Genomic DNA, 22,596 nt, shown 5'->3' on the forward strand with positions numbered 1-22,596 from the left:
AGAAACGCTTTCCGCAATGTTTAAAAACGCGTTTTCTTGTTCAAAATTGCCTTTTTTAAAGAATAATACAAATCAGTCCGCCACTTCCCTCATTGATAATGCGCTGTAAGGTTTCCTGCAGCTTCATCTGCGCATCATCCGGCATGTGCGAAAGTTTATTGTGCAAGCCTTCGTTTACAAGCTCATGCAAGGTTTTACCAAAAATATTGGATTGCCAGATTTTGGTCGGCTCATTGTCAAACTCCTGCAACAGATAATGCACAAGCTCCTCCGATTGCTTTTCCGTACCTACAATCGGACTCACTTCGGTTTCTACCACAGCTTGCACCATGTGAATGGAGGGTGCACTGGCGCGGAGACGCACACCAAACCTTCCGCCCTGCTTGATAATTTCAGGCTCTTCCAAATGCAGTTCCTCAATGGATGGTGTTACGATACCATACCCTTTTTGTTTGACTTCCTGCAACGCATTTGCCACTTTATCATATTCTTTCTTCATATCTGCTAAAGACCGCATCAAAGAAATCAGATCGGCCTGCCCGTCAATTGCAAAACCGGAGGACTCCCCAAGTATTTTATAAAACAGTGCTTCAGGAACAGAAACCGAAATATCTGCCGCACCGCATCCTAAATCCATAGAACGAACATAGGTCCGATCAACCCATTCATTTTGCAAAAGTACATCGGTCATCTGTTTGATTTCCCGTACTTTTTTCACGCCATCTAATGAATGTTTTACCGCGTCCATTAAGGATGTGCATAACCAATGGGCGTCCTCTAAACCGTCCACCCAGGCAGGAAAACGAATTTTGATTTCGCTGACCGGGAATTCTGTCAGTACGGTTTCCATGATTTTTTGGATATCCTGCTCGCTTAACGTACTGCAATTCACCGGCATGACCGACACTGCGTATTTATCAGACAGTTCTTCAGCTAACGCTTGTGTTTTAGCAGAATACGGGTCCGTGCTGTTTAAGAGCATAATAAACGGCTTTTTTATAGCTTTAAGTTCCCGTACAACCCGCTCTTCTGCTTCAATATAATCCTCACGCGGAATCTCGGTAATTGAACCGTCTGTTGTTACTACCAACCCTATAGTAGAATGTTCTTCAATAACTTTTCTTGTTCCAAGCTCTGCCGCTTGTACAAACGGAACAGGCTCATCCGCCCAGGGCGTACTTACCATACGCTGTACACCATCTTCCATATGTCCGGTTGCACCGTTTACCACATAACCCACACAGTCAATCAACCTTACTTTACAATTCAAACCATCATTCAAAGAAATGCCTACCGCCTCGTTTGGAATAAATTTAGGTTCTGTGGTCATGATGGTTTTACCGCCTGCACTCTGGGGCAGTTCGTCCGTTGCTCTTTGTTTTTTGTATGCATCATCCATATTGGGAAGCACCAAAGTATTCATGAACCGCTTGATAAATGTGGACTTGCCTGTTCGCACCGGCCCTACCACACCAATATAGATGTCTCCACCGGTACGCATTGCAATATCCTGGTAAATATTCTCCATACCTTCTCCTCCATACTTGTTTTTGTACATACTATGTGGAGAGGCAAAAAAATAGAACAAAAAAGGTTGCAAGCTTTAAGCTTACAACCTTTTGCATTCAAACAATCAGTCCTGTGCAACAACATTCTTGTCCTTGCGGAGCTTCTTGAACATAATCCAGAAGTTGCCCGAAAGGAATACAGAAGAATAGAAACCAGCAACAACGCCTACAATAATCGGCAATGTGAAAGTTCTGATGGAGTCAACGCCCAAAATCCAAAGTACAGCCAAAACGATAAGGGTTGTAACAGTAGTATTGATGGAACGACCCATAGTATCCTTTACAGAATCTTTGACAACTGTTTCAAATGCCATTTTCGGCTTCAATCTTGTGGTTTCACGAACACGGTCGAACAAAACAATAGTTGCGTTAATGGAATAACCCAAGATAGTCAGGATTGCCGCAATCATGCTGGTGTCAACCGGAATCTGGAGAATTGCATACGCGGAAATCATAATCAAAACGTCATGAATCAAGGCACAAACTGCAGCAAGACCCGATAACAGTTCGAAACGAATCCAGATGTAAATGAGCATCAGTACAACCGCAATCAATGCACCAACCAAAGCATTTTTCTTCAATTCACTACCAACAGTTTCGCTGATGGTGTTCTCGGAAATTGCTTTTTCGTCCGCACCGAAATCCTTAACCAAAACGTCACGGATTGCAGTGATTTCCGCATCGGAAATTTCAGCAAGCTTAATGGATGCGTTTGTGCCGTCAACGGTCTGTACTTTCGCATTTTTTGCTGTTACAGCATCCACTGCTTTCTGCATTGCATTGGCATCGAATTTTTCGCCCAATTCAACATAAATTTCTGTACCGCCGGCAAATTCAACGTCTAAGTTGAAGCCACCGTTTACAAAAGCCATAACTACACCGATTAAAATAATTACGGCCGAAATGGAATAATAGATAAATCTGTTTTTAACGATATTCAACATTTTATTCAGCCTCCTTATTTTTCTTACCGCCATACAAAACCTTGTTTGTACCGCAGATACCAACCAACTGGTTCAAAATGAATTTTGTGATTACAATTGCTGTGAACATGCTGACAATAATACCTAAGCCCAATGTTGTCGCAAAGCCTTTAATGGTACCTGTACCGAAGAAGTACAGTACAGCCGCTGCAATAAGGGTTGTGATATTCGAGTCGATAATTGCAGTAAAAGCTCTCTTAAAGCCTGCACCTACAGCCGCACGAATAGTTTTTCCAAGCTTAATTTCTTCTTTGATTCTTTCGAAGATGACAACGTTTGCGTCAACCGCCATACCTACGGACAGGATAATACCTGCAAAACCCGGAAGTGTGAGGTTTAAATGCAAGTGACCCATAACAAATGCTAAGATTGCAACATACGCACAAAGGGCAATGCTTGCTGCTAAGCCGGGAATGCGATACATGATAATCATGAAAATCAACACGATTAAAATACCGATTGCAGCTGCTTTCATGGAAGATTCCAAAGCATTTGCACCCAAAGTAGGTCCAACAGTACGTGTTTCAATCAGATTCAGGTTAAAGGGCAACTGACCTGCAGAAATAAGACTTGCTAAGTTTTCAGCAGCTTCAGCAGTAAAATCGCCTGTGATGATACAAGTATCATCGGTAATTGCGGTTTCAACAAACGGAGCGGAAATGACTTCATCGTCCAGTTTGATTGCGATGTAGTTTTTGCCGTCGGTTCTTGCAGCCGCTGCTGCAGTTGCTTCAGAAAATGCTTTTACGCCTTCTTGTGTAAGCTTTAATTCAATGTAGTTACCGGTCGCGCCCATTTCGTTGTACTGACCGTACATCTTCTTTGCAGACTTAACTTCTTTACCGGTCATAACAACCTTTTCATCTGCATCGCAGAACGTGAGCTGTGCAGTCTGACCCAAAAGCGCTTTCGCTTCATCCGGGTTTGCTACATCAGGGATTTCGATATATACACGCTTGTCCCCTTGCTTAGACACGTTTGCTTCTGTGTAGTTTAATCTGTCCAGACGGTTTCTCATAACTTTTACAACTGTGTTCATTTCTTCTGCAGTTGCGCTTTCTGCATCCGCTTCAAATGTGAGCGATGCACCGCCTGTTAAGTCCAAACCTCTTTTTACGCCGTGCTCTTTGTTGAAAGCACCGTAATTGTCATAGCCCATCAGTGTAAAGTCTACGAATGCAACAGCTAAAAGTGCGGCAATCAAGAGCAATACAACCAACAGTTTTGCTATACTCTTACCCATAGTTTTGTTTCCTCCTTATTTTTTCACATAGTAATATTATAATACAGAACTCAATTAAAGTCAATCTTTTTTTCCAATAATTATAAAAAAGAAAAACGAAGTTCGCCCACTCCGTTTTCCCGTTCTCAAAAGTCGATGTATGCCTCTCCCACCGTTTCACAGGTTGCCTTTGCATCGGTAAGCTCGGTGATTTGTGCGACCAGCTTGTCCGTTTCTTCAATTTTCTGATAAACAGATACAAAAACCGAATCGGCATAAGAAATTTCTTTCAGCTTTATTTCATTTTTTTCAATAAACTTCTGTACTTTTCCGAGCAGATTATAGTCACAGGTAATTTTGATTTCATTACAAAGACAGCGCTTGACTACACCTGCCTGTTCAATTCCAAGCTTTGCGGTTTGCGAATAAGCCCGCACCAATCCGCCTGTACCAAGCAGAATACCACCAAAGTATCGGGTTACCACCACCAATGTATTCTGCAATTCCATTTTTTCAAGTATATTCAGAACCGGAACCCCTGCCGTACCCTGCGGTTCACCGTCATCCGAATAACGCTTAACCTGTCCGTCAAGCAATGTATAGGCATAAACATTATGCCTTGCATCCCAGTATTTAGAACGCAATGCATCAATGTATTGCATTGCCTCTTCCTGCGTCTGTACCGGAAGAACGGTGGCAATAAACCGGGAGCGCTTTTCAGTAAGCTCTCCCGTTGCCTGCTTTTCAACTGTATAATAGGAATCCGCCATTTTTTCCTCCGCGAAACAATTTAAATTTTAAATAAGGTCTTAAGTATTCTGCTCCAGAATTTCGAAGGTTTAACCACAACGATTTTCACAAAAATCCCTCCTCAATGAAACATAACCTGACAACCTATGTAGAGCAATAAAGCGCAAAGAAACATGGTAAGCCACTTCAGGGGCAAAATCAAATACACCAGCACCCCTGCCGCAAGCCCTACAATTAAATAACTCCACCACCTGCACCTTCTGAACATACTGATCCATCCTTTTTTACGTTTCTTCATTATCAGTATATAGCAAAAGTGCGTTTTTTGTTACCGGCTACAATTCATTGACAAAAAGTAAGCACTTACCGCTGTGCACAACAATACGAGTGACATCCTCCGTCATTTCGTTGCTGATTCCGAAACTGCTCCCTACCTTGAAAAGTGCTTTTTCTGTGGGATATTTCGCGCCTGCGATTGAGATAACCGCATCTGACAAGGGTAGCAAACTAAAAGTTTTACCCTTTCCCGAAATCTCTGTTTTGCTTTCACAAGCATAAACAGAGACGGACGGCTCGCAGATGCGTGCCTGATTAAACATAGACAACACATAAAGGTTTGCCATCTGATGGTCACATCTGCCCCCTAAGGCACAGGTAACCGTAATTTCGGTTGCGCCCATTTCGGTTGCGGTCTGTAAAGCAAGCTCACAGTCGGTCCAGTCCTTTTCAGCAGGATATTTTAATATTTTTCCGTGATAATCCTTTGCAACAACAGAATCCATGTCTCCCAAAAGCAAATCGGGCAGTATACCTGCCGTTTTTGCCTTGTCATATCCGCCGTCCGCGCAAATAATATAATCCGCTTGACTTGCAAGCCTTTTTAAAAATTCCGCAGACTCCAACTCTCCGTTTAAAACAATTAAAACTTTCATTTGCTCAACATTTCGGCAATAACCTTTGCCGGATCATCACTTAAAAAGACAGCACTGCCTGCCACAATGACATTCGCACCCGCTTCATACACCTTGTCGATATTGGAAGTTTTAACACCACCGTCCACTTCAATATCTAAATCAGGATAGTGTTCCCGAAGGAATTTAACCTTTTCAAGACATTCTTCAATCATGCCTTGTCCGCCAAAGCCCGGTTCAACCGTCATAATCAGAGCCATATCCACCTTATCCATAAAGGGGAGCATATCTTCAACAGGCGTACCGGGTTTTACGGTCAGTCCGGCTTTTATACCTTTTGCATGAATCCTATCCAAAACTTTGTCGGGACATTTTGTGGATTCCAAATGAATCACAATAATATCTGCACCGGCATCTGCAAAGGCATCCACGTATTTTTCGGGATTTTCAATCATCAGATGCACATCAAAAACTGCCTTTGTATAGGGTCTGAGACTAGAAACCACCACAGGACCTAATGTAATATTCGGCACAAAGTGACCATCCATTACATCGATGTGCAGATATTCCGCACCGCCGTCAACCACCATTCGCGCCTGCTCGGCAAGCTTTGCAAAATCCGACGATAAAATCGAGGGGGCAATGATTTTCTTATTCATAATCCTTCTCCTTCAATATTTATAGATAGATGCCAGTTCTTCGTAAAAAGAAACATAACTTTCATAACGTTCTTTGGGAATCTTTCCCGAATCAACCGCCTGACGGACAGCACAATCCGGCTCATTGATATGTGCACAACCCATAAAACGGCAATCTGATGCCAAATCTCGCATTTCCTTGAAGCAGGTATAAAGTTCTTCTTTGGGAATTTCGCTGATATCCACCACACTAAATCCCGGTGTATCTGCAATAAACCCACCAAACGAAAGCGGAATGAGCCGTGCATGTGTTGTGGTATGTCTTCCGCGCTTAATTTTCCCGACCTCACCCGTTTCGAGCTGTAAATCAGGTTCAATGGCATTGATCAGACTAGATTTCCCGACGCCTGAGCATCCGGAAAACGCAGTAATTTTGCCTTTCATAATTTCTTTAAGCCGTTCCACACCGCACTTTTCTGTTCCGCTGGCATAAATCACTTTGTACCCTGCTTTTTCGTAAACCGAGCCAAATGCTTTTCCATCATTCAAATCCGTTTTATTGATACATAAAATGATGTCCAACCCTTTATGTTCCAAAAGCGTCAAAAGCTTATCTGTCTGTTTAAAATTTGGGTCAGGCTCAGCGGCAGCAATTACCGTAATCATCTGGTCAATGTTTGCAACCGCGGGTCGGATTAACGCATTTTTCCGTTCCAAAACCCTTGTAATGGCAAAAGAGTCTGCCTCTTTTTCCAGACAAACTCTATCACCGATAACAGGCTTTACGCCTTCTTTTTTAATTCTGCCACGGGCAATGGCTTCAACTATCAAATTATCCTGAAGCATAATCCGATACAATCCGCCGACGCCCTGAATAATAATACCTTCCATTAAATCCACGAATCATCCACCGTACCACTCTGTGAAGGTGCGGGTGCCGGAGCAGGTGTAGGTTCGGGAGTCGGGGTCGGTTCAGGTGTCGGAGTGGGTGCAGGAGTCGGCTCGGGAGTCGGAGTCGGATTAGATGTTGAAGGTACCTGTTCGGTACCGGGATTAGCCGGTTCATCTGTATTGCCATTCTGCTCTGTTCCGGCTTCACCATTTTCCTGCTCTTCTCCTTCTTCGCCCTCTTTTTCCTCTTCTTCCTCCGGCTTATCCTTACTGCTGTAGGTATAGGTTTCACCGGCAACACCGGCACTTACGGTCAGTGTGATAATGTCCTCGTCTGCAATCACCTCGGTGCCTGCCTCCGGATCAATAGAGATAACCTCATTTTCCGGAACGTCTTCACTTCTTACCAATTCGGTAATATACACAATGCCCAATTTATCCAGCTGTTTTTCAATAGAACGATAGTTTCTGCCAACAGCATTCGGAACGGTAATAGTCTTCGCGCCACGGCTTACCACTACATAAATCGGGTAAGAGGTTTTTACATTCATGCCCGCCTTTGTCTTCTGTGAAATAATTTCGCCGGCTTCGTATTCATCAGAAAAAGCTTCGTCATCTTTGATAATATTCAGGTTTGGATAAGCTTCCTTCGCTTTTTCAAAATCATAACCAACAAGATTCGGCACTTCAATGTCAGAACTTTGTTTGTCACTGCAAACACTCGGTGCAACACCTTGTACAAGGAACACCGCAAGAATCACAACCAACAACAATGCTGTGCCTATACCTGCCCAGGTTGCAATTTTATCTTCTTTTGTAGCCTTACCCTTTTTACGGGTTGTTTCTTTTTTCTTGTTATCCACTTTTTTCAACGCCTCCGCTGCTTCTTTTACCTCTTTAGGAGAGAAAATTTTGGTTTCACCCGAGGGTTCCTCCTCCACAGTCGGCACTGTGTAATTCTTTCCTTGTTTCAACATATTCAATTCAATAAACATTTCACTGACATTTGCATAACGCTCTGCCTGTTCCTTTTTCATGGCATGCAAAATGATATTTTCCAATGCTTCCGGCAAGTCCGGCACAAATTCTCTGGGAGAACGAACCTCCTCCTGAATATGCTTTAGTGCCACCGATACAGAAGACTCACCTTCGAAAGGTAATTTGCCGGTCACCATTTCATACAGCACGACACCCAACGAATAAATATCGGACTTTTCATCCGTGTAACCGCCACGCGCCTGCTCGGGAGAGCAATAATGCACCGTACCCATGGAGCTGTCGTCCACCTTCATGGTTACTGTTGAAACCGCTCTGGCAATACCAAAATCGGTAACCTTTAATGTTTCATCTTTTGTAACCAGAATGTTCTGAGGCTTTATATCTCTGTGCACAATACCTTTACGATGTGCGTGCTGTAAGCCGGATGCAATCTGACAGGCAAAGTGCACTGCCTTTTCCCAGCTTAAGCGACCGTGCTTATTCAGATACTCTTTAAGGGTAATGCCTTCTACATATTCCATCACAATATAGTGCATTTCTCCCTGCACACCTACATCGTAAACCGAAACAATGTTGTTATGCGAAAGTCCTGCTGCTGCCTGGGATTCAACATTGAATCTCTTTAAAAAATCTTCATCATTTTTAAATTCTTCACGCAAGATTTTTATTGCCACATTTCGGTTCAGAAGCGTACATCTGGCTTTGTAAACATCTGCCATACCACCTTTACCGATTAATTCCAGCAACTCGTATCTCTGTCCAAGAAGCTTTCCTACCATTCAAAACTCCACCTTTCCAAAATGGTTATATCAAAACTGAATCAAAACTGCTGTTATATTATCCGTACCGCCGTTTGAATTTGCGTTGTCCACAAGCCGTTCAACCGCTTCGTCCACATCCGCACTTTGGGATACGATTTCCAATATTTTTTCGTCAGAAACATGGTTACTTAAACCGTCACTGCAAAGGAAAACCTTCATGTTTTCCTTCAACTGAATCTCAGCCACATCTGCCTCTTCTTCCTTATTTGTGCCAATGGCTTTTGTAATTACATGACGGTTTGGAGAATGCAACGCTTCTTCTTTCGTAATTTGTCCGTCATCCAATAATTTTTGAATCAGTGTATGGTCTTTCGTAATTTGCAAAATACCCTCATCTGTAATCTGATAGCATCGGCTGTCTCCGATGTTTGCGACATAAACCGTATTCTGATTCCAGATACAAGCAACAAGCGTTGTACCCATACCGTTATATGTGCTTTCACTCAGCGACTGCTTGTACACCGCTCTGTTAACATCACGAATAATTTTTTTTATACTTTGTGCAGATGCTTTGAATGCGTCCTTCGAGAAGGCAGCTTCCAGAAGTTCTACCACCATACTGCTAGCCACTTCCCCTTTATTATGTCCGCCCATACCATCCGCAACCACCGCAAAGTTTGCACCCACGCAGTAATTGTCTTCGTTGTGCGTTCGGACCTGTCCGACATCTGTCCTGCCTGCAATATGCATTTCCACATCCCTCCCTTTTCAAGCATCCTGCTTTCTGCTGTTCTCACGTCGCAGCTGTCCGCAAGAGGCTTCTATATCGCTACCAAGCTCTCTTCTGACCGTGGTAGTCAATCCGTTTTGCTCTAATATATCCCGAAAAGCCTGTACTCTCTCCGGATTACTTTTTACATATGTTTTACCCTTGACCTGATTAACCGGAATCAGATTAATATGCGCCAGCATTCCTTTTGTAAGCTTTACCAGTTCAAAAGCCTGCTCCTTATTATCATTTACACCCTCTATTAAAGAGTATTCAAAGGTAACACGTCTGTTCGTTTTTTCTATGTAGTCCCGAATCGCCTGCATCAGTTCCTCAATGGGATACTTCCGGTTGACCGGCATCAGCGAAGAACGTAATTCGTTATTCGGTGCATGCAAAGAAACCGAAAGGGTAACCGGAATTCCTTCATCTGCAAGTCTGCGGATACCGTCAACCAGTCCGCAGGTCGAAAGTGAAATGTGTCTTGCACCAATATTTAAGCCGGCAAAGTGGTTTACATTGCGAATAAAAGTGGTCACCGCTTCGTAATTGTCCATCGGTTCTCCGATGCCCATAAGTACAATATTCGACACCTGCTCGCCACTATCCTTTTGTGCAAACAAAATTTGGTCTATGATTTCACCTGCTGTCAGATCTCTGACCTTACCGCCGATGGTGGATGCGCAAAACTTACATCCCATATTGCAGCCCACCTGCGTGGAGATGCAAATAGGATGTCCGTACTTATAATCCATCAGAACACTCTCAACGGTTTCCCCGTCCATCAGGCGGAACAGATATTTTATCGTTCCGTCTGACGAAACCTGCTTTGTGACTACCTCAAGGGTTGTGATTTCACACAATTCGTCAAGCTGTGCCCGTAAATCCTTTGAGAGATTTGTCATTTCATCAAAGGAAGTGACGCCTCTGTACAACCACTCGAAAACCTGTCTGCCACGGAACTTAGACAGACCCAGAGAACATAAATATTCAGTTAGCTGATCAAATGTTAAATCTTTTAATCTGACTTTTCCCATTACTACCTCTTTTTCATTTTGCAAATATAGAATCCATCATGTGTTTCTGTTGGAAAAAGCTGAACAGGTGCCTCCTCCATCTCAAATTCAGGATGTGCCTTTAGCGCCCTTTCCACCACACAGTCGTTTTCCGCTTTATGTACCGTGCAGGTACTGTAAACCAATCGCCCGCCCGGCTTGACATAGCGCATAGCCTGATTTAAAATATCAAACTGCAATGCACATAATGTATTGTAATCCTGCTTGCGCCATTTAATGTCCGGTTTTCCGGAGATAACCCCCAGCCCGGAGCAAGGAACATCTGCCAGTACAAAATCAAAGCTTTGTTCCCATTCGGCACGGTAAACCGTACCGTCATTCAAAACAGCAGAAACGATTTGTACACCCAGACGATTGGCAGTTTCTTCAATCAGTTTCAGTCTGTGCTCATGTATATCGCAGGCGATAATTTCACCCGTATTTCCCATCAATTCTGCCATATAACAGCTTTTTCCGCCGGGTGCTGCACATAAATCCAGTACCTTTGCGCCTTTTTTTGGTGCAAGTGCTTCTACCGCATACCGCGAGCCCATATCCTGAACAGTTAAAACGCCCTGCTGAAATAGTTTTTCATTTTGCGGTGATTCCGGTTCATCGGGCATCACAAAATCTGCGCCCGCCTTCAACTTATTTATACGGTACGCCGTTTTTTTCGGAATATTGGACTGTCTTGCAATTTGTTTCGCCTGTTCTAAGCCGTAATCACAAATCCAGATATCTAAAATGCTTTTCGGAAAGGAGGTTTCCATCCCCAAAGCTTCAATCTCTGTTTCGGGACAAGGCAGGTTGTCTTTTTGACGAATTACCGTCCGTATCAGTCCGTTAACAAATTTTGCCGCGCCGGCATTCACCAGCTTTTTAGTCAGTGCAACCGCTTCATTGCAAGCCGCAGATTCCGGAATTTTCTCCAAATACAGAATCTGATACAACGTAATGCGAAGAATCTGTACCGTTAAAGGATGTAATTTGGATACCTTGATATTCGAAAAAACATCCCGAATATAATCCAGACGTTTTTTATAGCGGACAGAGCCGTAAACCAACTCGGTTACAAGCCTCTTTTCCCGCGCATCCGGAACATCCGATAACGCATGCTTTAAAACCAGACCCACATAACTTTTTTCTTTATCAATCTGTGCTAAAATCAGCACTGCTTTTTCCCGTGCATTCATATTAATCTCTTCTGTTTCCTACAATCGAAAGTAAACGAAGCAAATTACCGATTGCAACAGCTGCTGCCGCCACATAGGTCATCGCCGCTGCTGAAAGAACCTTTCTTGCACCCTTCAGTTCTTCGTTTTCCAGTATTCCCTGTTCGTCTAAAACTTTAATGGCACGATGACTTGCATCAAACTCCACAGGTAAGGTAATCAGCTGAAACAGTACCACCGCCGAGAATAAAATGATTCCAAAATATGCAAGTCCCGGGAAAGATAAGATAAGTCCTAAAATAACCAGCGGAATTGCCAGGTGCGAACCGATATTGGTTATCGGTACAAAGGCATTCCGAAGCTTAATGGGTTTGTACCCGAGATGATGCTGTATCGCATGTCCCGTTTCATGTGCCGCAACACCGATTGCCGCTACAGAATTAGAGCCGTACACAGAATCAGACAGACGGATAACATTGGTGCGCGGATCAAAATGATCGGTTAAATTGCCTGCTACGCGCTCTACACTTACGTTATGAATCCCATATGCGCCAAGCAGTCTTTGCGCCACATCTGCACCCGTAATTCCACGCGCCGAGAAAACATTGCTGTATTTCTTAAATGTGCTGTTCACCTTCATTTGTGCCCACATTGCAAGCAAAATTGCCGGCAATACAAAAACAATGTAAGAGTAATCTATATACCACATAGTCATTTACCTTTCTTTAAAATCATATAGAGCTGCGAAGCACTTCTCCTTTTTCGAGCGAACGACCACGCAGGAAATCTACGCTGCTCATTGCTTTACCGCCCTCAGGCTGCAAGTGTAACACCTCAAGCACAGTACCATTACCTGCGGCAATCTTAATACTTGTTTTGCCCTCCAGTACAGTGCCCGGCTTTTTGCTTGTTACCTCATCGCATACCTTTGCAAAAAGGATTTTAAGCATTTTACCGTCTACCCGATATGCCTTTGCACCGGGAAACGGATTCAATCCGCGAATCAAATTCACTATATCTTTTGCATCTTTTTCAAAATCAATGCCACACATAGACTTCTGAATCATGGGTGAATAACAGGATAGGCTGTCATCCTGCTTTTCGGGCTTCAGTGCATCCTTTTGCAATAAATCCAACACTTCAGCAAGTGCTTCTCCGCCCAAAGTTGCCATTTTGTCAAACAAGATCCCCGTTGTATCTGTTTCATCGATAACATACTCTTTTTTCAAAAGCATATCACCTGTGTCCAGTCCTTCGTCCATCTGCATGATGGTTACACCTGTTTTTTCTTCTCCGTTGATTAGGCACCAGTGAATGGGTGCTGCCCCCCGGTATTTCGGGAGCAAGGAGGCGTGGATGTTTATGCATCCGTATTTGGGATAATGAATCACAAAAGGAGGCAAAATTTTTCCATATGCCGCAACCACCACCAAATCAGGTGCAAGCGATTGCAGTAATTCCGCAAAAGCATCGTCCTTTAATGTCTGCGGTTGATAAACCTCAAGACCAAGCTCCAGGGCTTTTTCTTTTACAGGCGGCGGAAGCAACTTATAGCCTCTTCCCTTTTGTTTATCCGGCTGGGTAACCACGCCCACAAGTGTAACATCTTCCCGCTCTGCCAACACACAAAGGGCAGGGACAGCAAAATCAGGCGTTCCCATATACAAAACTTTTATCTTATTCATGAATAATTTCCTCTGTCATTTTATCTACATACAACGTACCGTCCAGATGGTCGTTTTCGTGGCAGATGGCTCTTGCCGCAAGCTTTTTCACAACCATCTCAAACGGTTCACCGTTACGGTTATATGCTTTGAATTTTACAATGGCAGGTCTTTCCACCACACCACTTTTTCCGGGCACACTCAAACAGCCTTCTTCTCCTGTTTGCTTGCCCAGTGTTTCCAAAATCTCAGGATTGATACATTCAACCAGACCTGTATCCTCTGTTTCTATGATAAATACGCGACGCAAAATGCCGACCTGCGGTGCCGCAAGTCCTACACCGTCAGCCGCCTGCATGGTTTCATACATATCGTCTAAAAGCAAATGAAGCTTTGCATCAAACACTTCCACGGGACGACATTTTTTTCGCAATACATCATCTCCGATTTTAACTACATTACGGATTGCCATATTTTCACTCCTATAACATATTGTTAGTATTGATATCCAACGAAACACTACACCCGGATTTCGGGTTGGTACGCACAAGCTCGCGCAATATTTCACGGATATCGTCTGTCATTTTACATTTTATGATTGCATGCCAGCGATACCGATTTTCGATTTTTGCCACCGGTGACGGTGTCGGACCTAAAATGGTACTTGCAATTTCATTTTGCGCAAAACGGTCGTAAACATGCTCTGTGATACTTTGAATTTCATCCTTAACCGCTTTTGCATCCTCGCCGCTCACCACATAGTGAACCACATCGCAAAAAGGCGGATACCAAAGTTTTTTTCGTATTAAAATTTCCTGTTTGTAAAAGGATTTAAAATCCTGCTCTCTGGCGCACTCGATAACCCAATGCTCCGGCGAATAGGTCTGAATAATTGCCCTTCCCTGCGTATCGCCTCTGCCTGCTCTTCCGCAAACCTGCGTAATCAGCTGGAATGTTTTCTCGGTAGCTTTATAGTCATCCACATACAGCATCATATCTGCCGCCAGCACGCCCACCAGAGAAACGGACGGAAAATCCAGTCCTTTTGTAATCATCTGTGTCCCCACAAGCACGTCGGTTTTTTCTTCTTCAAATTGCTTTAAAAGTTTTTCGTGTGAAAACTTGTTTTTTGTGGTGTCCGCATCCATCCGAAGCACAGAGATATCCGGAAAAAGTTTTTTCAACTCCTCCTCTACCCGCTGTGTACCAATTCCAAAATGCTTAATACTGTTGCTTCCGCATTTGGGACAAAAGGATATTTTCGGGATGGTATATCCACAATAGTGACAAGTCAGACTTTCATCAAATTTATGATAGGTCAGTGCAATATCGCACTCCGGACAGGTTGCGGCATATCCGCATTTTCTGCAGGACACAAAGGTGGAAAAGCCTCTGCGGTTCATAAACAGAATGGTTTGCTCGCCTTTTTTTATATTTTCAGCAATAGCATCCTGCAAATCAAAGCTGATAAAGGATTTGTTGCCTTTCATCAGTTCAAACCGCATATCCACAATTTCCGCTTCGGGCAACGCAACGCTGTTGTAACGGTTTTTGATTTGTAATAAATCATATTCACCGGTTACCGCTTTATATGCACTGTCCATGCTCGGTGTTGCGGACGCAAGCATCAAAACAGCATTATGCTGACTGCATCTGAATTTTGCCACCTCACGGGCATCATATTTGGGATTCATTTCGGATTTATAAGAGTTTTCATGCTCCTCGTCCGCTACGATAATACCTAAATTTTCAAAAGGTGCAAAAACTGCTGATCGGGCACCTACAACCAAATCCACCTTCCCTTTCCGGATGCTTTCCCAGGCATCATACCGCTCCCCGAACGAGAGACGGCTGTGCAAAATCGCAACACGACTGCCAAAGCGTTCGGTAAACCGCTCACTCATCTGTGGCGTAAGCGAAATTTCGGGAACCAGAACAATGGCTTGCCTGCCCTCTTTTAGAACCTGCTCCACACATTGCAGATACACTTCTGTTTTTCCGCTTCCGGTGATTCCACGAAGTAGGATTGTGCGGTGCTTCCGATTTTGGATCAGCTCAGTTGTGTAATCCAAAGCTTTTTTCTGCTCTGCATTTAAAACTTTTGCTTCTGTAACCTTTTCAGCCTTTGCCAGAGGATTGCGTTCCAATTCAATATCCACATGTTTCAAGACGCCTTTCTTAATCAGGCTGTCCACTGTACCTCTGGTAGTATCTGCAAAAGCATACAAATCCATAACAGAAATACACGGCATCTGCATGGCAATTTCCAGAACTCTCGCCTGGGCAGGCGCACTTTTTTGCAAACTCTGCAACAACAGCTCCGCCGATTCAAAATCCATATCAAGGGTTACACCCTTTAAGGTTTTCGCACCTGCACCTTTGTACCCTTTGCCCGGAGGCAAAAGCAAGCGCAATGCATCATAATAGGTACAAATATATGTCTTTCGAATCCAATGCAAAATTTCAAGCTGTTTTTCGGTCAGCAAGCCCGACACAACCTGCGCAACACTTTTCCATCTATCAGAATCTTCTGTCTCTTCAATGGAGAGCACCACACCGTCAGTCAACTTATCGCCTTTCCCGAAAGGAACCTGCACCCAATCACCCGGCTTGACTTCGGTATCAAAACGGTAATAGAACCCTTTGTCAACCATATGGGACGGATTGTTAATTATAACATTGGCAACCCTGATTTTTGCCATTCTTATTCTTTGTCTCCTTCGTAACCTTCCAGGTCATCCAGAGAAAAGATTTCTACTTTATCTTCATTGATTTCGTTGATTGCAACCGATACAGCTTTATCACTTGCACATTCCGCAAGCTGTTCTGCACCGTCGGTCAGCTGTCTTGCACGTTTTGCAACAGCAATAACCAAAGAATATGCACTGTCGGTTTTCTTGAGCAAATCACTCATAGGCGGTTTTAACATCATAATAATTACTTCCTTTCTTTTTTACAGCAGTTCAGCTGTACATCTTTCGGTTTTTGATTTTTCTGCACGAATAATGGCACGGATATCTGCCACAGCCTGCTCTATTTGGTTATTTTCCACCAGATACTGATATTCTCCGGCAAAAGAAAGTTCACGGGTTACCTGTGCCATACGGTTGTCAATAACATCGTCCGTCTCGGTTCCGCGACCCACAATACGGTTTCTGAGTTCTTCTAAAGAAGGCGGTAAAATGAAAATATATACCCCTTCCGGATGCGCTTCTTTAATATGCATTGCACCCTGCACTTCAATTTCCAGAATCACATTTTTACCTTGGTTAATCTGATCCTCAACAAAAGCTTTGGGGGTGCCGTAATAGTTATCGCAATACTTTGCCCATTCCATCAGCGCATCCTGCCGAATCATGGTTTCAAACTTTTCTTTGTCATAAAAGAAATAATTCACACCGTCCTCTTCGCCGGTACGGGGTGCTCGGGTGGTTGCAGAAACAGACATTACGGTACTGTCATCTAACAGCTCCCTGCAAACCGTGCCCTTGCCCACACCGGAAGGTCCGGAAATGACCAGAAGCAATCCTTTATCGTTTTTTATCATGTCTATCACTCCTTATCCTCTAAACGTGCGGCTATGGTTTCGGGCATAAGTGCCGATAAAATTATGTAACCGTTCTCCATAACGAGAAGGGATTTTGTACGTCTGCCAAAGGTAGCATCCACAATTCTGCCCCGCTCGCGGTTATCCTGAATCAAGCGCTTAATGGGCGCAGACTCCGGGCTTATAATACTAATCAGCTTATCTGTGGCAACTAAATTGCCGTAACCAATATTTAACATACGCATTGCAACTCACCCTATTCTAAATTCTGAATTTGTTCACGGATTTTTTCAATGATGTTTTTCACTTCAATAACGATTTCCGCAATTTTAAGCTCATTTGCCTTTGAGCCGATGGTGTTTGTTTCTCTGTTCATTTCCTGAATAATGAAATCCAGCTTTTTACCGATTGCACCGCCCTCTTTAAACATACGGCGAACCGCCTCTACATGACTTTTTAAACGAACAATTTCTTCATCCACGCATGTTTTATCTGTGTAAATGGCAATTTCGGTTAAAATTCTGCTTTCATCAATTTCCACCATGGTCGAAACCACATCGCGCACCTTGTTATAAAGACGTTCTCTGTAGGCTTTAACCGTTTCGGGGGAAATCTTTTCGATTTCACCCACATACTGCAAAATTTCATCGGTTTTGCCTAAAATATCTTCTTTCAGGCGTTCACCTTCCAAGCCGCGCAATTCGTTGTACTGGGTAAATGCTTCCCGAAGCACCGGTAAAATTTCCTGCCAAAGTTCTTCGTCATCCTGCTCTGCGTGCTCAATACGCATTACATCGGTATTCATAAAACGGGTAAGAGAAATTTCTTCCTCCAAACCGGTAACCTCAGCGATTTCATGAAAAGCCTTCATGTACTGTGCAGCAAGCTCACGATCCACAACAATGGTCTTATTGCTTTCTTCTCCGGTTTTAATGTTAATAGAAATATCCATTTTACCGCGTGTTGTGTACTCACTGACAATACCGCGGATTCTCTCTTCCATAAAACTCAAATACTTGGGCATTCTGTAATTTAAATCCAAGTAACGGTGATTCACCGATTTTATTTCCACCTCAATCTCTTTGGTGGGCAAAATTGCAGTCGCTTTTCCGTATCCTGTCATACTGCGCAACATAGTAAAACGCCTCCGTTTTGTTCAAATAATCTTTTATCATTTTATTATAACATGCTAAATCAAAAAAATCAAGCAAAAAGCGAGTTTTTGCTTGATTTTTCATAATTTTCAGCTTTACCACGCAGTTTCGGGTTTTTCTTCCTGTAACACAACTTTTACGGTGATTTTGTTTTCGTTGCGAACAATTTCCATCACCATGATATCGCCTTCTTTGTGCTTTTTCTTAAGGTCATTAATATCATCAATATTCTGAACAACCTTACCGTCACACTTGATGATAATATCACCGGGCTTAATACCTGCATTGGCTGCACCGGTTCCGGGATAAACCTCCTGAACATAAAAGCCCATAGGAAGCTCATAATAAGATGCCATTTTCGCAGTAATATTTGTACCCGCAATACCAATAGTCAGCTTGCCTTTTACATAACCGTAATCAATCAGATCCTGTACAACCTCAAGAACCGTGTTGCTGGGAATTGCAAAGCCCAGACCTTCCACACCGCTTGCCGCCATTTTTGCGGAGTTGATGCCGATAACCTCACCGTAGGCATTAATCAATGCACCACCAGAGTTGCCTGAGTTAATTGCTGCATCGGTTTGCAAAAGCGTCATTGCTTTATTGTCAATCTGTACGGTTCTGTTTACGGCACTGATAATACCCTGCGTAACCGTTCCCATCAGTTCGGTCCCCAGAGGATTGCCGATGGCAATTGCCTTGTCACCTACTGTTACAGCTGAAGAGTCGCCAAAGGTTACATGTGTAAGCCCTTTGGCCTCGACCTTGATAACCGCAAGGTCTGAATCCTCGTCCACACCGATAATCTTTGCATCGTACGTTTCGCCGGAGCTTGTAACCACTTTCACCTTAGTAGCACCTTCTACCACATGGTAATTGGTAATAATATATCCATCTTCGGTCATGACAACCCCCGAGCCGGTGCCCATAGTTACTTCGGAAGAGCCATACATACCGTAATAACCGCCACGACCCATGTTTTCAATGCCCACAACCGCAGGACCGACCGCCGCCGCAATTTCCTGTGTGGATTTTTCTCCGGTTTCTGTCAATTTATTCGCCGCAGTTTTCTGTGCACCGTCATTTGCTTTGTTATGCAAAATTTTCACGGTATTTCTTCCCGGCTCTGCACCGCTGTCTGCATTGTTCTCAAGCATTCCCGGCAAAGCAGTTCCCAAGGTGGCACCTGCAAAAAGAGATACACAAAGCATAACAGCCAGGACTACTTTTCCGATTCTGCTTTTCTTCTTAGGTATGACAGTTTCCGGCTCATATTCTGTCGCAGCCGAAAACTCAAAATCCTGATCGCCACCGCTATCCGGCTGTCCCGGCATATAATACCAATTGTCCGGACTTTCGGGTTGCGCACTTTCGTCACGAAACGGCTCATCAGACACTTCTTCTGTATCCTCGCTCTTTTTTGAACACCAGGAAACACCTGTTGCTTCCTGATTATCGTTCAGCTGATCAAAATCAAAGCGTTCGTTGTTATTTTGATTTTCATTATCAAAAGGATTGTTCTCTTTGTTCATCATACTTTCCATACTCCTTTCATCTGTCTGTCTATAGTATACACCGTATTTATGTTTTTTTTGTGAAAAAAATGTAAATTCACAGTGAAATTATTTTGTGGAAAATTTGTAGCCTACGCCACGAATAGTTGAAAGCTCCCATCCTTTTTCATGACCTTTTAGCTTTTCACGCAGACGTTTTATATGTACATCTACTGTTCGCATATCTGAATAGCATTCAAATCCCCAGATACGGTCCATAAGCTGTTCTCTTGTAAACACGAGATTCGGATTGGATGCCAGTAAATACAATAAACTCAGTTCTTTGGGCGGTATTTTGATGTTTTGTCCATCCAAAGTCAGTTCGTAATGATTTAAATCCACACGAATTCCCGGATATACAATCTCCTTATCTGCTCTATGAAAATCTGATTTATTGTACCGTCTTGAAATTGCACGGATTCTTGCCAAAATTTCATCTGCATCCACCGGAATGGAAATGTAATCATCTGCCCCGATTTCCAAGGCTGTTATTTTCTCCAGCGTTTCAGGCTCTTCTTTTAAGACAAGCACCGGAATGTCACTGCACTTACGCAGTTCGGACAAAAAATCATTAACCTCTCCCTGCCCATCTGCGTGAACCAGTACAAATCCCGGAGTTTCTTCCCGAAAGCGTTTGATTCCACGGACAAAATCCGGTTCCTGTAAAACTGAAAACCCTTTAGCTTCTAATTTACGGCGCAACAGCTCCACATAGCCCCATTGCGCATCTACAATCAAAATTTTTTCTTGCTTCATGTGAAAATCTCCCTGTTTTTGAAAAATTTTTCAACTATTTTTATTATATCACCTTTTTCCCTCTTGCACAATAGTTTTTTTTCGTGTATAATAGAGAGAAGAAAGTGAGGCAAATCAATTATGAAACTTGGTATAGTAGGACTTCCCAACGTGGGAAAAAGTACATTGTTTAACGCAATCACACAGGCAGGTGCACAATCGGCAAACTATCCGTTCTGCACAATTGAGCCGAATGTCGGCATTGTATCTGTGCCTGACAAACGCCTGGATGTATTGGCAGATATGTACAAAACAGAAAAAATCACCCCTGCAACCATCGAATTTGTGGACATTGCAGGTCTTGTTAAAGGTGCAAGTCGCGGTGAAGGCTTAGGCAACAAATTCTTATCGCACATTCGCGAGGTGGATGCCATCATTCATGTGGTTCGTTGCTTTGAAGACTCGAACATTATCCATGTAGAAGGCTCTGTTTCTCCGCTCCGTGATATTGAAACCATTAATTTAGAGCTTATTTTTGCAGACCTTGAAATGATTGACAAACGCTATGAGCGTGTTGCAAAGGTTGCAAAAAATGATAAAAAAATGGTCCCCGAAGCAAATCTTTTACAAAGATTAAAAGAAACTTTAGAAGCCGGAAAACCCGCTCGTATACTTGACTTCAGCGACGAAGAAAAGGATATCTTAAAAGAAATCGCTTTGTTGACATTAAAACCGGTAATTTATGCTGCAAATGTATCGGAAGATGATTTCGCAAACGGCATTGAGAACAACGAAATGGTAAAAACCGTTGAGGAGTTTGCCGCATCCGAAAATGCACAGGTACTCCCCATTTCAGCAAAAATCGAAGAGGATATTTCTCAGCTGGATGCAGACGAAAAACAGCTTTTCTTAGAAGAAATGAACTTAAGCCAGTCCGGTCTGGACAGACTGATTCAGAAAAGCTATGCACTCCTTGGTTTAATCAGCTACTTAACCGCAGGTCAGCCGGAAGTGCGTGCATGGACCATCACAAATGGTACCAAAGCACCGCAGGCAGCCGGAAAAATTCATACTGATTTTGAAAAAGGCTTTATCCGTGCTGAGGTTATTTCGTATGATGACCTGATTGAAAACGGTACAATGACCGCCGCAAAAGAAAAAGGTCTTGTGCGTTCCGAAGGTAAAGAATATGTTGTAAAAGACGGAGACATTATTCTTTTCAGATTTAACGTTTAATCCTGACATGAACATTTCACCCCATACATAAACTGTATGGGGTGATCTTTTTGTATAAAAAACTATGTTTTTCAACTGTTTTAGGTTTTCTTTTTGTTTCTGTCACAGGAACATTACTGCATTTTGCATACGACTACAGCACGCAAAAAGAATTACTGCAATTTTTCGTTCCGGTAAACGAAAGCGTGTTTGAACATTTAAAGCTTTTGTTTTTTCCGCAAATGTTATACAGTGTTTTTGAATACTTCATCATCGGAAAAAGGTATAAAAACTATATTTTTATCAAAGCGGTCACAATTATAGCCGGAATTGCAGTTATTATTGCTGTACACAGCTTTTATACGCACTTTACCACAAGCAGTATTTTTATTGTTGATATCGTTCTTTTCTATGTCAGCGTTATTTTCTCGTATGTTCTTTCCTATAAGCTTTTAAAGAACAAAACGCTTTGGCGATACGATTTAAACGCCTACGGAATATTTTTTTATGCCTTTATCATGCTCATATTCTTCTTATGTACAGTTTTTCCGCCTGAATTGCCATTGTTTTCACAGCCTTGTTAAACGGTACAGTGTTCGGGAAACAAATCCAAGCCTTTTAATTTCTTTGCAGGTAAATATTCCCCTTATAGTTATCCAAATAAAAATCCACCGGCATAACCGGTGGTATTTCATTTCAGGGCTACGCCCTACCCGATACCGGCTGCGCACAAGTGCGCTTTTACTCATCTGCCAGCCATGCAACGGCTACCTGCTACCCATAAATGGGTTATTTTAAGCAAGGCTTCCCCTTGAGGGGAAGCTGTCGAGCAAAGCGAGACTGATGAGGTGTAGCCGCTTGCGGCGTTTTTTTTTTGACGGATTTCTGCGAAATCCTACACCTCATCCGGCTTTTGCTCCGCAAAACCCACCTTCCCCTCAAGGGGAAGGCTTCACAACGATTTGGTTTGTATCATTCTACAATGTTGCTTAACAATTTACGTTTGTTA

Annotated in this window: 24 protein-coding genes; 2 read left to right on the forward strand and 22 right to left on the reverse strand. The window is 43.0% G+C overall.

The genetic code is table 11. The annotated features are described in order from the left end of the window. Positions 1 to 55: 55 nt before the first annotated feature. From spoIVA to IJE10_05800, 22 genes are all read right to left on the reverse strand, one after another. Positions 56 to 1,528, reverse strand: a complete 1,473-nt coding sequence (spoIVA, locus tag IJE10_05695; GenBank protein ID MBQ2967593.1) for a stage IV sporulation protein A — start codon at positions 1,526 to 1,528, stop codon at positions 56 to 58. 105 nt (positions 1,529 to 1,633) lie between these two features. After that, positions 1,634 to 2,512, reverse strand: coding sequence for a protein translocase subunit SecF (secF, locus tag IJE10_05700; GenBank protein MBQ2967594.1), 879 nt, complete (start codon positions 2,510 to 2,512; stop codon positions 1,634 to 1,636). 1 nt (position 2,513) lies between these two features. Further along, a complete protein-coding gene (secD, locus tag IJE10_05705) occupies positions 2,514 to 3,794 on the reverse strand; it encodes a protein translocase subunit SecD (GenBank protein ID MBQ2967595.1) in 1,281 nt (426 codons plus the stop codon). 125 nt (positions 3,795 to 3,919) lie between these two features. Further along, the gene (locus tag IJE10_05710) at positions 3,920 to 4,543 is read right to left on the reverse strand and encodes a YigZ family protein (protein ID MBQ2967596.1); all 624 of its coding nucleotides are present in this window, start codon (positions 4,541 to 4,543) and stop codon (positions 3,920 to 3,922) included. 101 nt (positions 4,544 to 4,644) lie between these two features. Then, entirely contained in the window at positions 4,645 to 4,791 is a 147-nt protein-coding gene (locus IJE10_05715) for a hypothetical protein (GenBank protein ID MBQ2967597.1), read from the reverse strand. 67 nt (positions 4,792 to 4,858) lie between these two features. Continuing rightward, the gene (locus IJE10_05720) at positions 4,859 to 5,455 is read right to left on the reverse strand and encodes a thiamine diphosphokinase (protein MBQ2967598.1); all 597 of its coding nucleotides are present in this window, start codon (positions 5,453 to 5,455) and stop codon (positions 4,859 to 4,861) included. Continuing rightward, a complete protein-coding gene (rpe, locus tag IJE10_05725; GenBank protein ID MBQ2967599.1) occupies positions 5,452 to 6,093 on the reverse strand; it encodes a ribulose-phosphate 3-epimerase in 642 nt (213 codons plus the stop codon). The genes IJE10_05720 and rpe overlap by 4 nt, the downstream gene beginning before the upstream one ends. A gap of 12 nt (positions 6,094 to 6,105) precedes the next feature. Continuing rightward, complete coding sequence (gene rsgA / locus IJE10_05730; protein MBQ2967600.1) at positions 6,106 to 6,972, reverse strand: ribosome small subunit-dependent GTPase A; 867 nt, start codon at positions 6,970 to 6,972, stop codon at positions 6,106 to 6,108. Continuing rightward, positions 6,963 to 8,741, reverse strand: a complete 1,779-nt coding sequence (gene pknB / locus IJE10_05735; protein MBQ2967601.1) for a Stk1 family PASTA domain-containing Ser/Thr kinase — start codon at positions 8,739 to 8,741, stop codon at positions 6,963 to 6,965. The genes rsgA and pknB overlap by 10 nt, the downstream gene beginning before the upstream one ends. Before the next feature lie 30 nt (positions 8,742 to 8,771). Then, the gene (locus IJE10_05740) at positions 8,772 to 9,473 is read right to left on the reverse strand and encodes a Stp1/IreP family PP2C-type Ser/Thr phosphatase (protein MBQ2967602.1); all 702 of its coding nucleotides are present in this window, start codon (positions 9,471 to 9,473) and stop codon (positions 8,772 to 8,774) included. A gap of 18 nt (positions 9,474 to 9,491) precedes the next feature. Then, entirely contained in the window at positions 9,492 to 10,529 is a 1,038-nt protein-coding gene (gene rlmN / locus IJE10_05745) for a 23S rRNA (adenine(2503)-C(2))-methyltransferase RlmN (protein ID MBQ2967603.1), read from the reverse strand. 2 nt (positions 10,530 to 10,531) lie between these two features. Beyond that, entirely contained in the window at positions 10,532 to 11,740 is a 1,209-nt protein-coding gene (gene rsmB / locus IJE10_05750; protein ID MBQ2967604.1) for a 16S rRNA (cytosine(967)-C(5))-methyltransferase RsmB, read from the reverse strand. A gap of 1 nt (position 11,741) precedes the next feature. Continuing rightward, the gene (locus IJE10_05755) at positions 11,742 to 12,428 is read right to left on the reverse strand and encodes a zinc metallopeptidase (GenBank protein ID MBQ2967605.1); all 687 of its coding nucleotides are present in this window, start codon (positions 12,426 to 12,428) and stop codon (positions 11,742 to 11,744) included. A 22-nt stretch (positions 12,429 to 12,450) separates the two neighbouring features. Beyond that, positions 12,451 to 13,395, reverse strand: coding sequence for a methionyl-tRNA formyltransferase (gene fmt, locus IJE10_05760; protein MBQ2967606.1), 945 nt, complete (start codon positions 13,393 to 13,395; stop codon positions 12,451 to 12,453). 1 nt (position 13,396) lies between these two features. Continuing rightward, a complete protein-coding gene (gene def, locus IJE10_05765; protein MBQ2967607.1) occupies positions 13,397 to 13,855 on the reverse strand; it encodes a peptide deformylase in 459 nt (152 codons plus the stop codon). A 10-nt stretch (positions 13,856 to 13,865) separates the two neighbouring features. After that, entirely contained in the window at positions 13,866 to 16,085 is a 2,220-nt protein-coding gene (gene priA / locus IJE10_05770) for a primosomal protein N' (GenBank protein MBQ2967608.1), read from the reverse strand. A gap of 2 nt (positions 16,086 to 16,087) precedes the next feature. After that, the gene (locus IJE10_05775; GenBank protein ID MBQ2967609.1) at positions 16,088 to 16,312 is read right to left on the reverse strand and encodes a DNA-directed RNA polymerase subunit omega; all 225 of its coding nucleotides are present in this window, start codon (positions 16,310 to 16,312) and stop codon (positions 16,088 to 16,090) included. 24 nt (positions 16,313 to 16,336) lie between these two features. Further along, the gene (gene gmk / locus IJE10_05780; GenBank protein ID MBQ2967610.1) at positions 16,337 to 16,927 is read right to left on the reverse strand and encodes a guanylate kinase; all 591 of its coding nucleotides are present in this window, start codon (positions 16,925 to 16,927) and stop codon (positions 16,337 to 16,339) included. An 8-nt stretch (positions 16,928 to 16,935) separates the two neighbouring features. Further along, on the reverse strand, positions 16,936 to 17,175 hold the full coding sequence (locus IJE10_05785) for a DUF370 domain-containing protein (protein MBQ2967611.1): 240 nt from the start codon (positions 17,173 to 17,175) through the stop codon (positions 16,936 to 16,938). Positions 17,176 to 17,186: 11 nt separating this feature from the next. Beyond that, positions 17,187 to 18,065: a YicC family protein gene (locus IJE10_05790; GenBank protein MBQ2967612.1), complete on the reverse strand. Its 879-nt coding sequence runs from the start codon at positions 18,063 to 18,065 to the stop codon at positions 17,187 to 17,189. Between the two features lie 114 nt (positions 18,066 to 18,179). Continuing rightward, the gene (locus IJE10_05795; protein MBQ2967613.1) at positions 18,180 to 19,619 is read right to left on the reverse strand and encodes a trypsin-like peptidase domain-containing protein; all 1,440 of its coding nucleotides are present in this window, start codon (positions 19,617 to 19,619) and stop codon (positions 18,180 to 18,182) included. An 87-nt stretch (positions 19,620 to 19,706) separates the two neighbouring features. Then, positions 19,707 to 20,393 (reverse strand): response regulator transcription factor, encoded by a 687-nt coding sequence (locus tag IJE10_05800; GenBank protein ID MBQ2967614.1) that lies wholly within the window; start codon positions 20,391 to 20,393, stop codon positions 19,707 to 19,709. A gap of 120 nt (positions 20,394 to 20,513) precedes the next feature. Here IJE10_05800 and ychF point away from each other — a divergent pair, with 120 nt between their 5' ends. Together ychF and IJE10_05810 are read left to right on the forward strand one after the other, a co-directional pair. Beyond that, positions 20,514 to 21,608 (forward strand): redox-regulated ATPase YchF, encoded by a 1,095-nt coding sequence (ychF, locus tag IJE10_05805; protein MBQ2967615.1) that lies wholly within the window; start codon positions 20,514 to 20,516, stop codon positions 21,606 to 21,608. Positions 21,609 to 21,658: 50 nt separating this feature from the next. Beyond that, positions 21,659 to 22,171, forward strand: a complete 513-nt coding sequence (locus IJE10_05810; GenBank protein MBQ2967616.1) for a hypothetical protein — start codon at positions 21,659 to 21,661, stop codon at positions 22,169 to 22,171. Positions 22,172 to 22,596 lie beyond the last annotated feature (425 nt).

It is taken from the genome of Clostridia bacterium (genome assembly GCA_017410375.1).
Lineage (GTDB): Bacteria > Bacillota > Clostridia > RGIG6154 > RGIG6154 > RGIG6154.

Excerpts from the sequence above, each read along its gene's own strand:
- IJE10_05720 (MBQ2967598.1), bottom strand. The coding sequence starts at position 5,455 with ATGAAAGTTTTAATTGTTTTAAACGGAGAGTTGGAGTCTGCGGAATTT.
- IJE10_05790 (MBQ2967612.1), bottom strand. The coding sequence starts at position 18,065 with ATGTTGCGCAGTATGACAGGATACGGAAAAGCGACTGCAATTTTGCCC.
- IJE10_05755 (MBQ2967605.1), bottom strand. The coding sequence starts at position 12,428 with ATGTGGTATATAGATTACTCTTACATTGTTTTTGTATTGCCGGCAATT.
- rsmB (MBQ2967604.1), bottom strand. The coding sequence starts at position 11,740 with ATGAATGCACGGGAAAAAGCAGTGCTGATTTTAGCACAGATTGATAAA.
- secD (MBQ2967595.1), bottom strand. The coding sequence starts at position 3,794 with ATGGGTAAGAGTATAGCAAAACTGTTGGTTGTATTGCTCTTGATTGCC.
- IJE10_05715 (MBQ2967597.1), bottom strand. The coding sequence starts at position 4,791 with ATGTTCAGAAGGTGCAGGTGGTGGAGTTATTTAATTGTAGGGCTTGCG.
- rlmN (MBQ2967603.1), bottom strand. The coding sequence starts at position 10,529 with ATGGGAAAAGTCAGATTAAAAGATTTAACATTTGATCAGCTAACTGAA.
- IJE10_05775 (MBQ2967609.1), bottom strand. The coding sequence starts at position 16,312 with ATGTTAAAACCGCCTATGAGTGATTTGCTCAAGAAAACCGACAGTGCA.
- IJE10_05710 (MBQ2967596.1), bottom strand. The coding sequence starts at position 4,543 with ATGGCGGATTCCTATTATACAGTTGAAAAGCAGGCAACGGGAGAGCTT.
- pknB (MBQ2967601.1), bottom strand. The coding sequence starts at position 8,741 with ATGGTAGGAAAGCTTCTTGGACAGAGATACGAGTTGCTGGAATTAATC.
- IJE10_05795 (MBQ2967613.1), bottom strand. The coding sequence starts at position 19,619 with ATGATGAACAAAGAGAACAATCCTTTTGATAATGAAAATCAAAATAAC.
- def (MBQ2967607.1), bottom strand. The coding sequence starts at position 13,855 with ATGGCAATCCGTAATGTAGTTAAAATCGGAGATGATGTATTGCGAAAA.
- secF (MBQ2967594.1), bottom strand. The coding sequence starts at position 2,512 with ATGTTGAATATCGTTAAAAACAGATTTATCTATTATTCCATTTCGGCC.
- IJE10_05785 (MBQ2967611.1), bottom strand. The coding sequence starts at position 17,175 with ATGCGTATGTTAAATATTGGTTACGGCAATTTAGTTGCCACAGATAAG.
- ychF (MBQ2967615.1), top strand. The coding sequence starts at position 20,514 with ATGAAACTTGGTATAGTAGGACTTCCCAACGTGGGAAAAAGTACATTG.
- priA (MBQ2967608.1), bottom strand. The coding sequence starts at position 16,085 with ATGGCAAAAATCAGGGTTGCCAATGTTATAATTAACAATCCGTCCCAT.
- IJE10_05740 (MBQ2967602.1), bottom strand. The coding sequence starts at position 9,473 with ATGCATATTGCAGGCAGGACAGATGTCGGACAGGTCCGAACGCACAAC.
- rpe (MBQ2967599.1), bottom strand. The coding sequence starts at position 6,093 with ATGAATAAGAAAATCATTGCCCCCTCGATTTTATCGTCGGATTTTGCA.
- spoIVA (MBQ2967593.1), bottom strand. The coding sequence starts at position 1,528 with ATGGAGAATATTTACCAGGATATTGCAATGCGTACCGGTGGAGACATC.
- IJE10_05800 (MBQ2967614.1), bottom strand. The coding sequence starts at position 20,393 with ATGAAGCAAGAAAAAATTTTGATTGTAGATGCGCAATGGGGCTATGTG.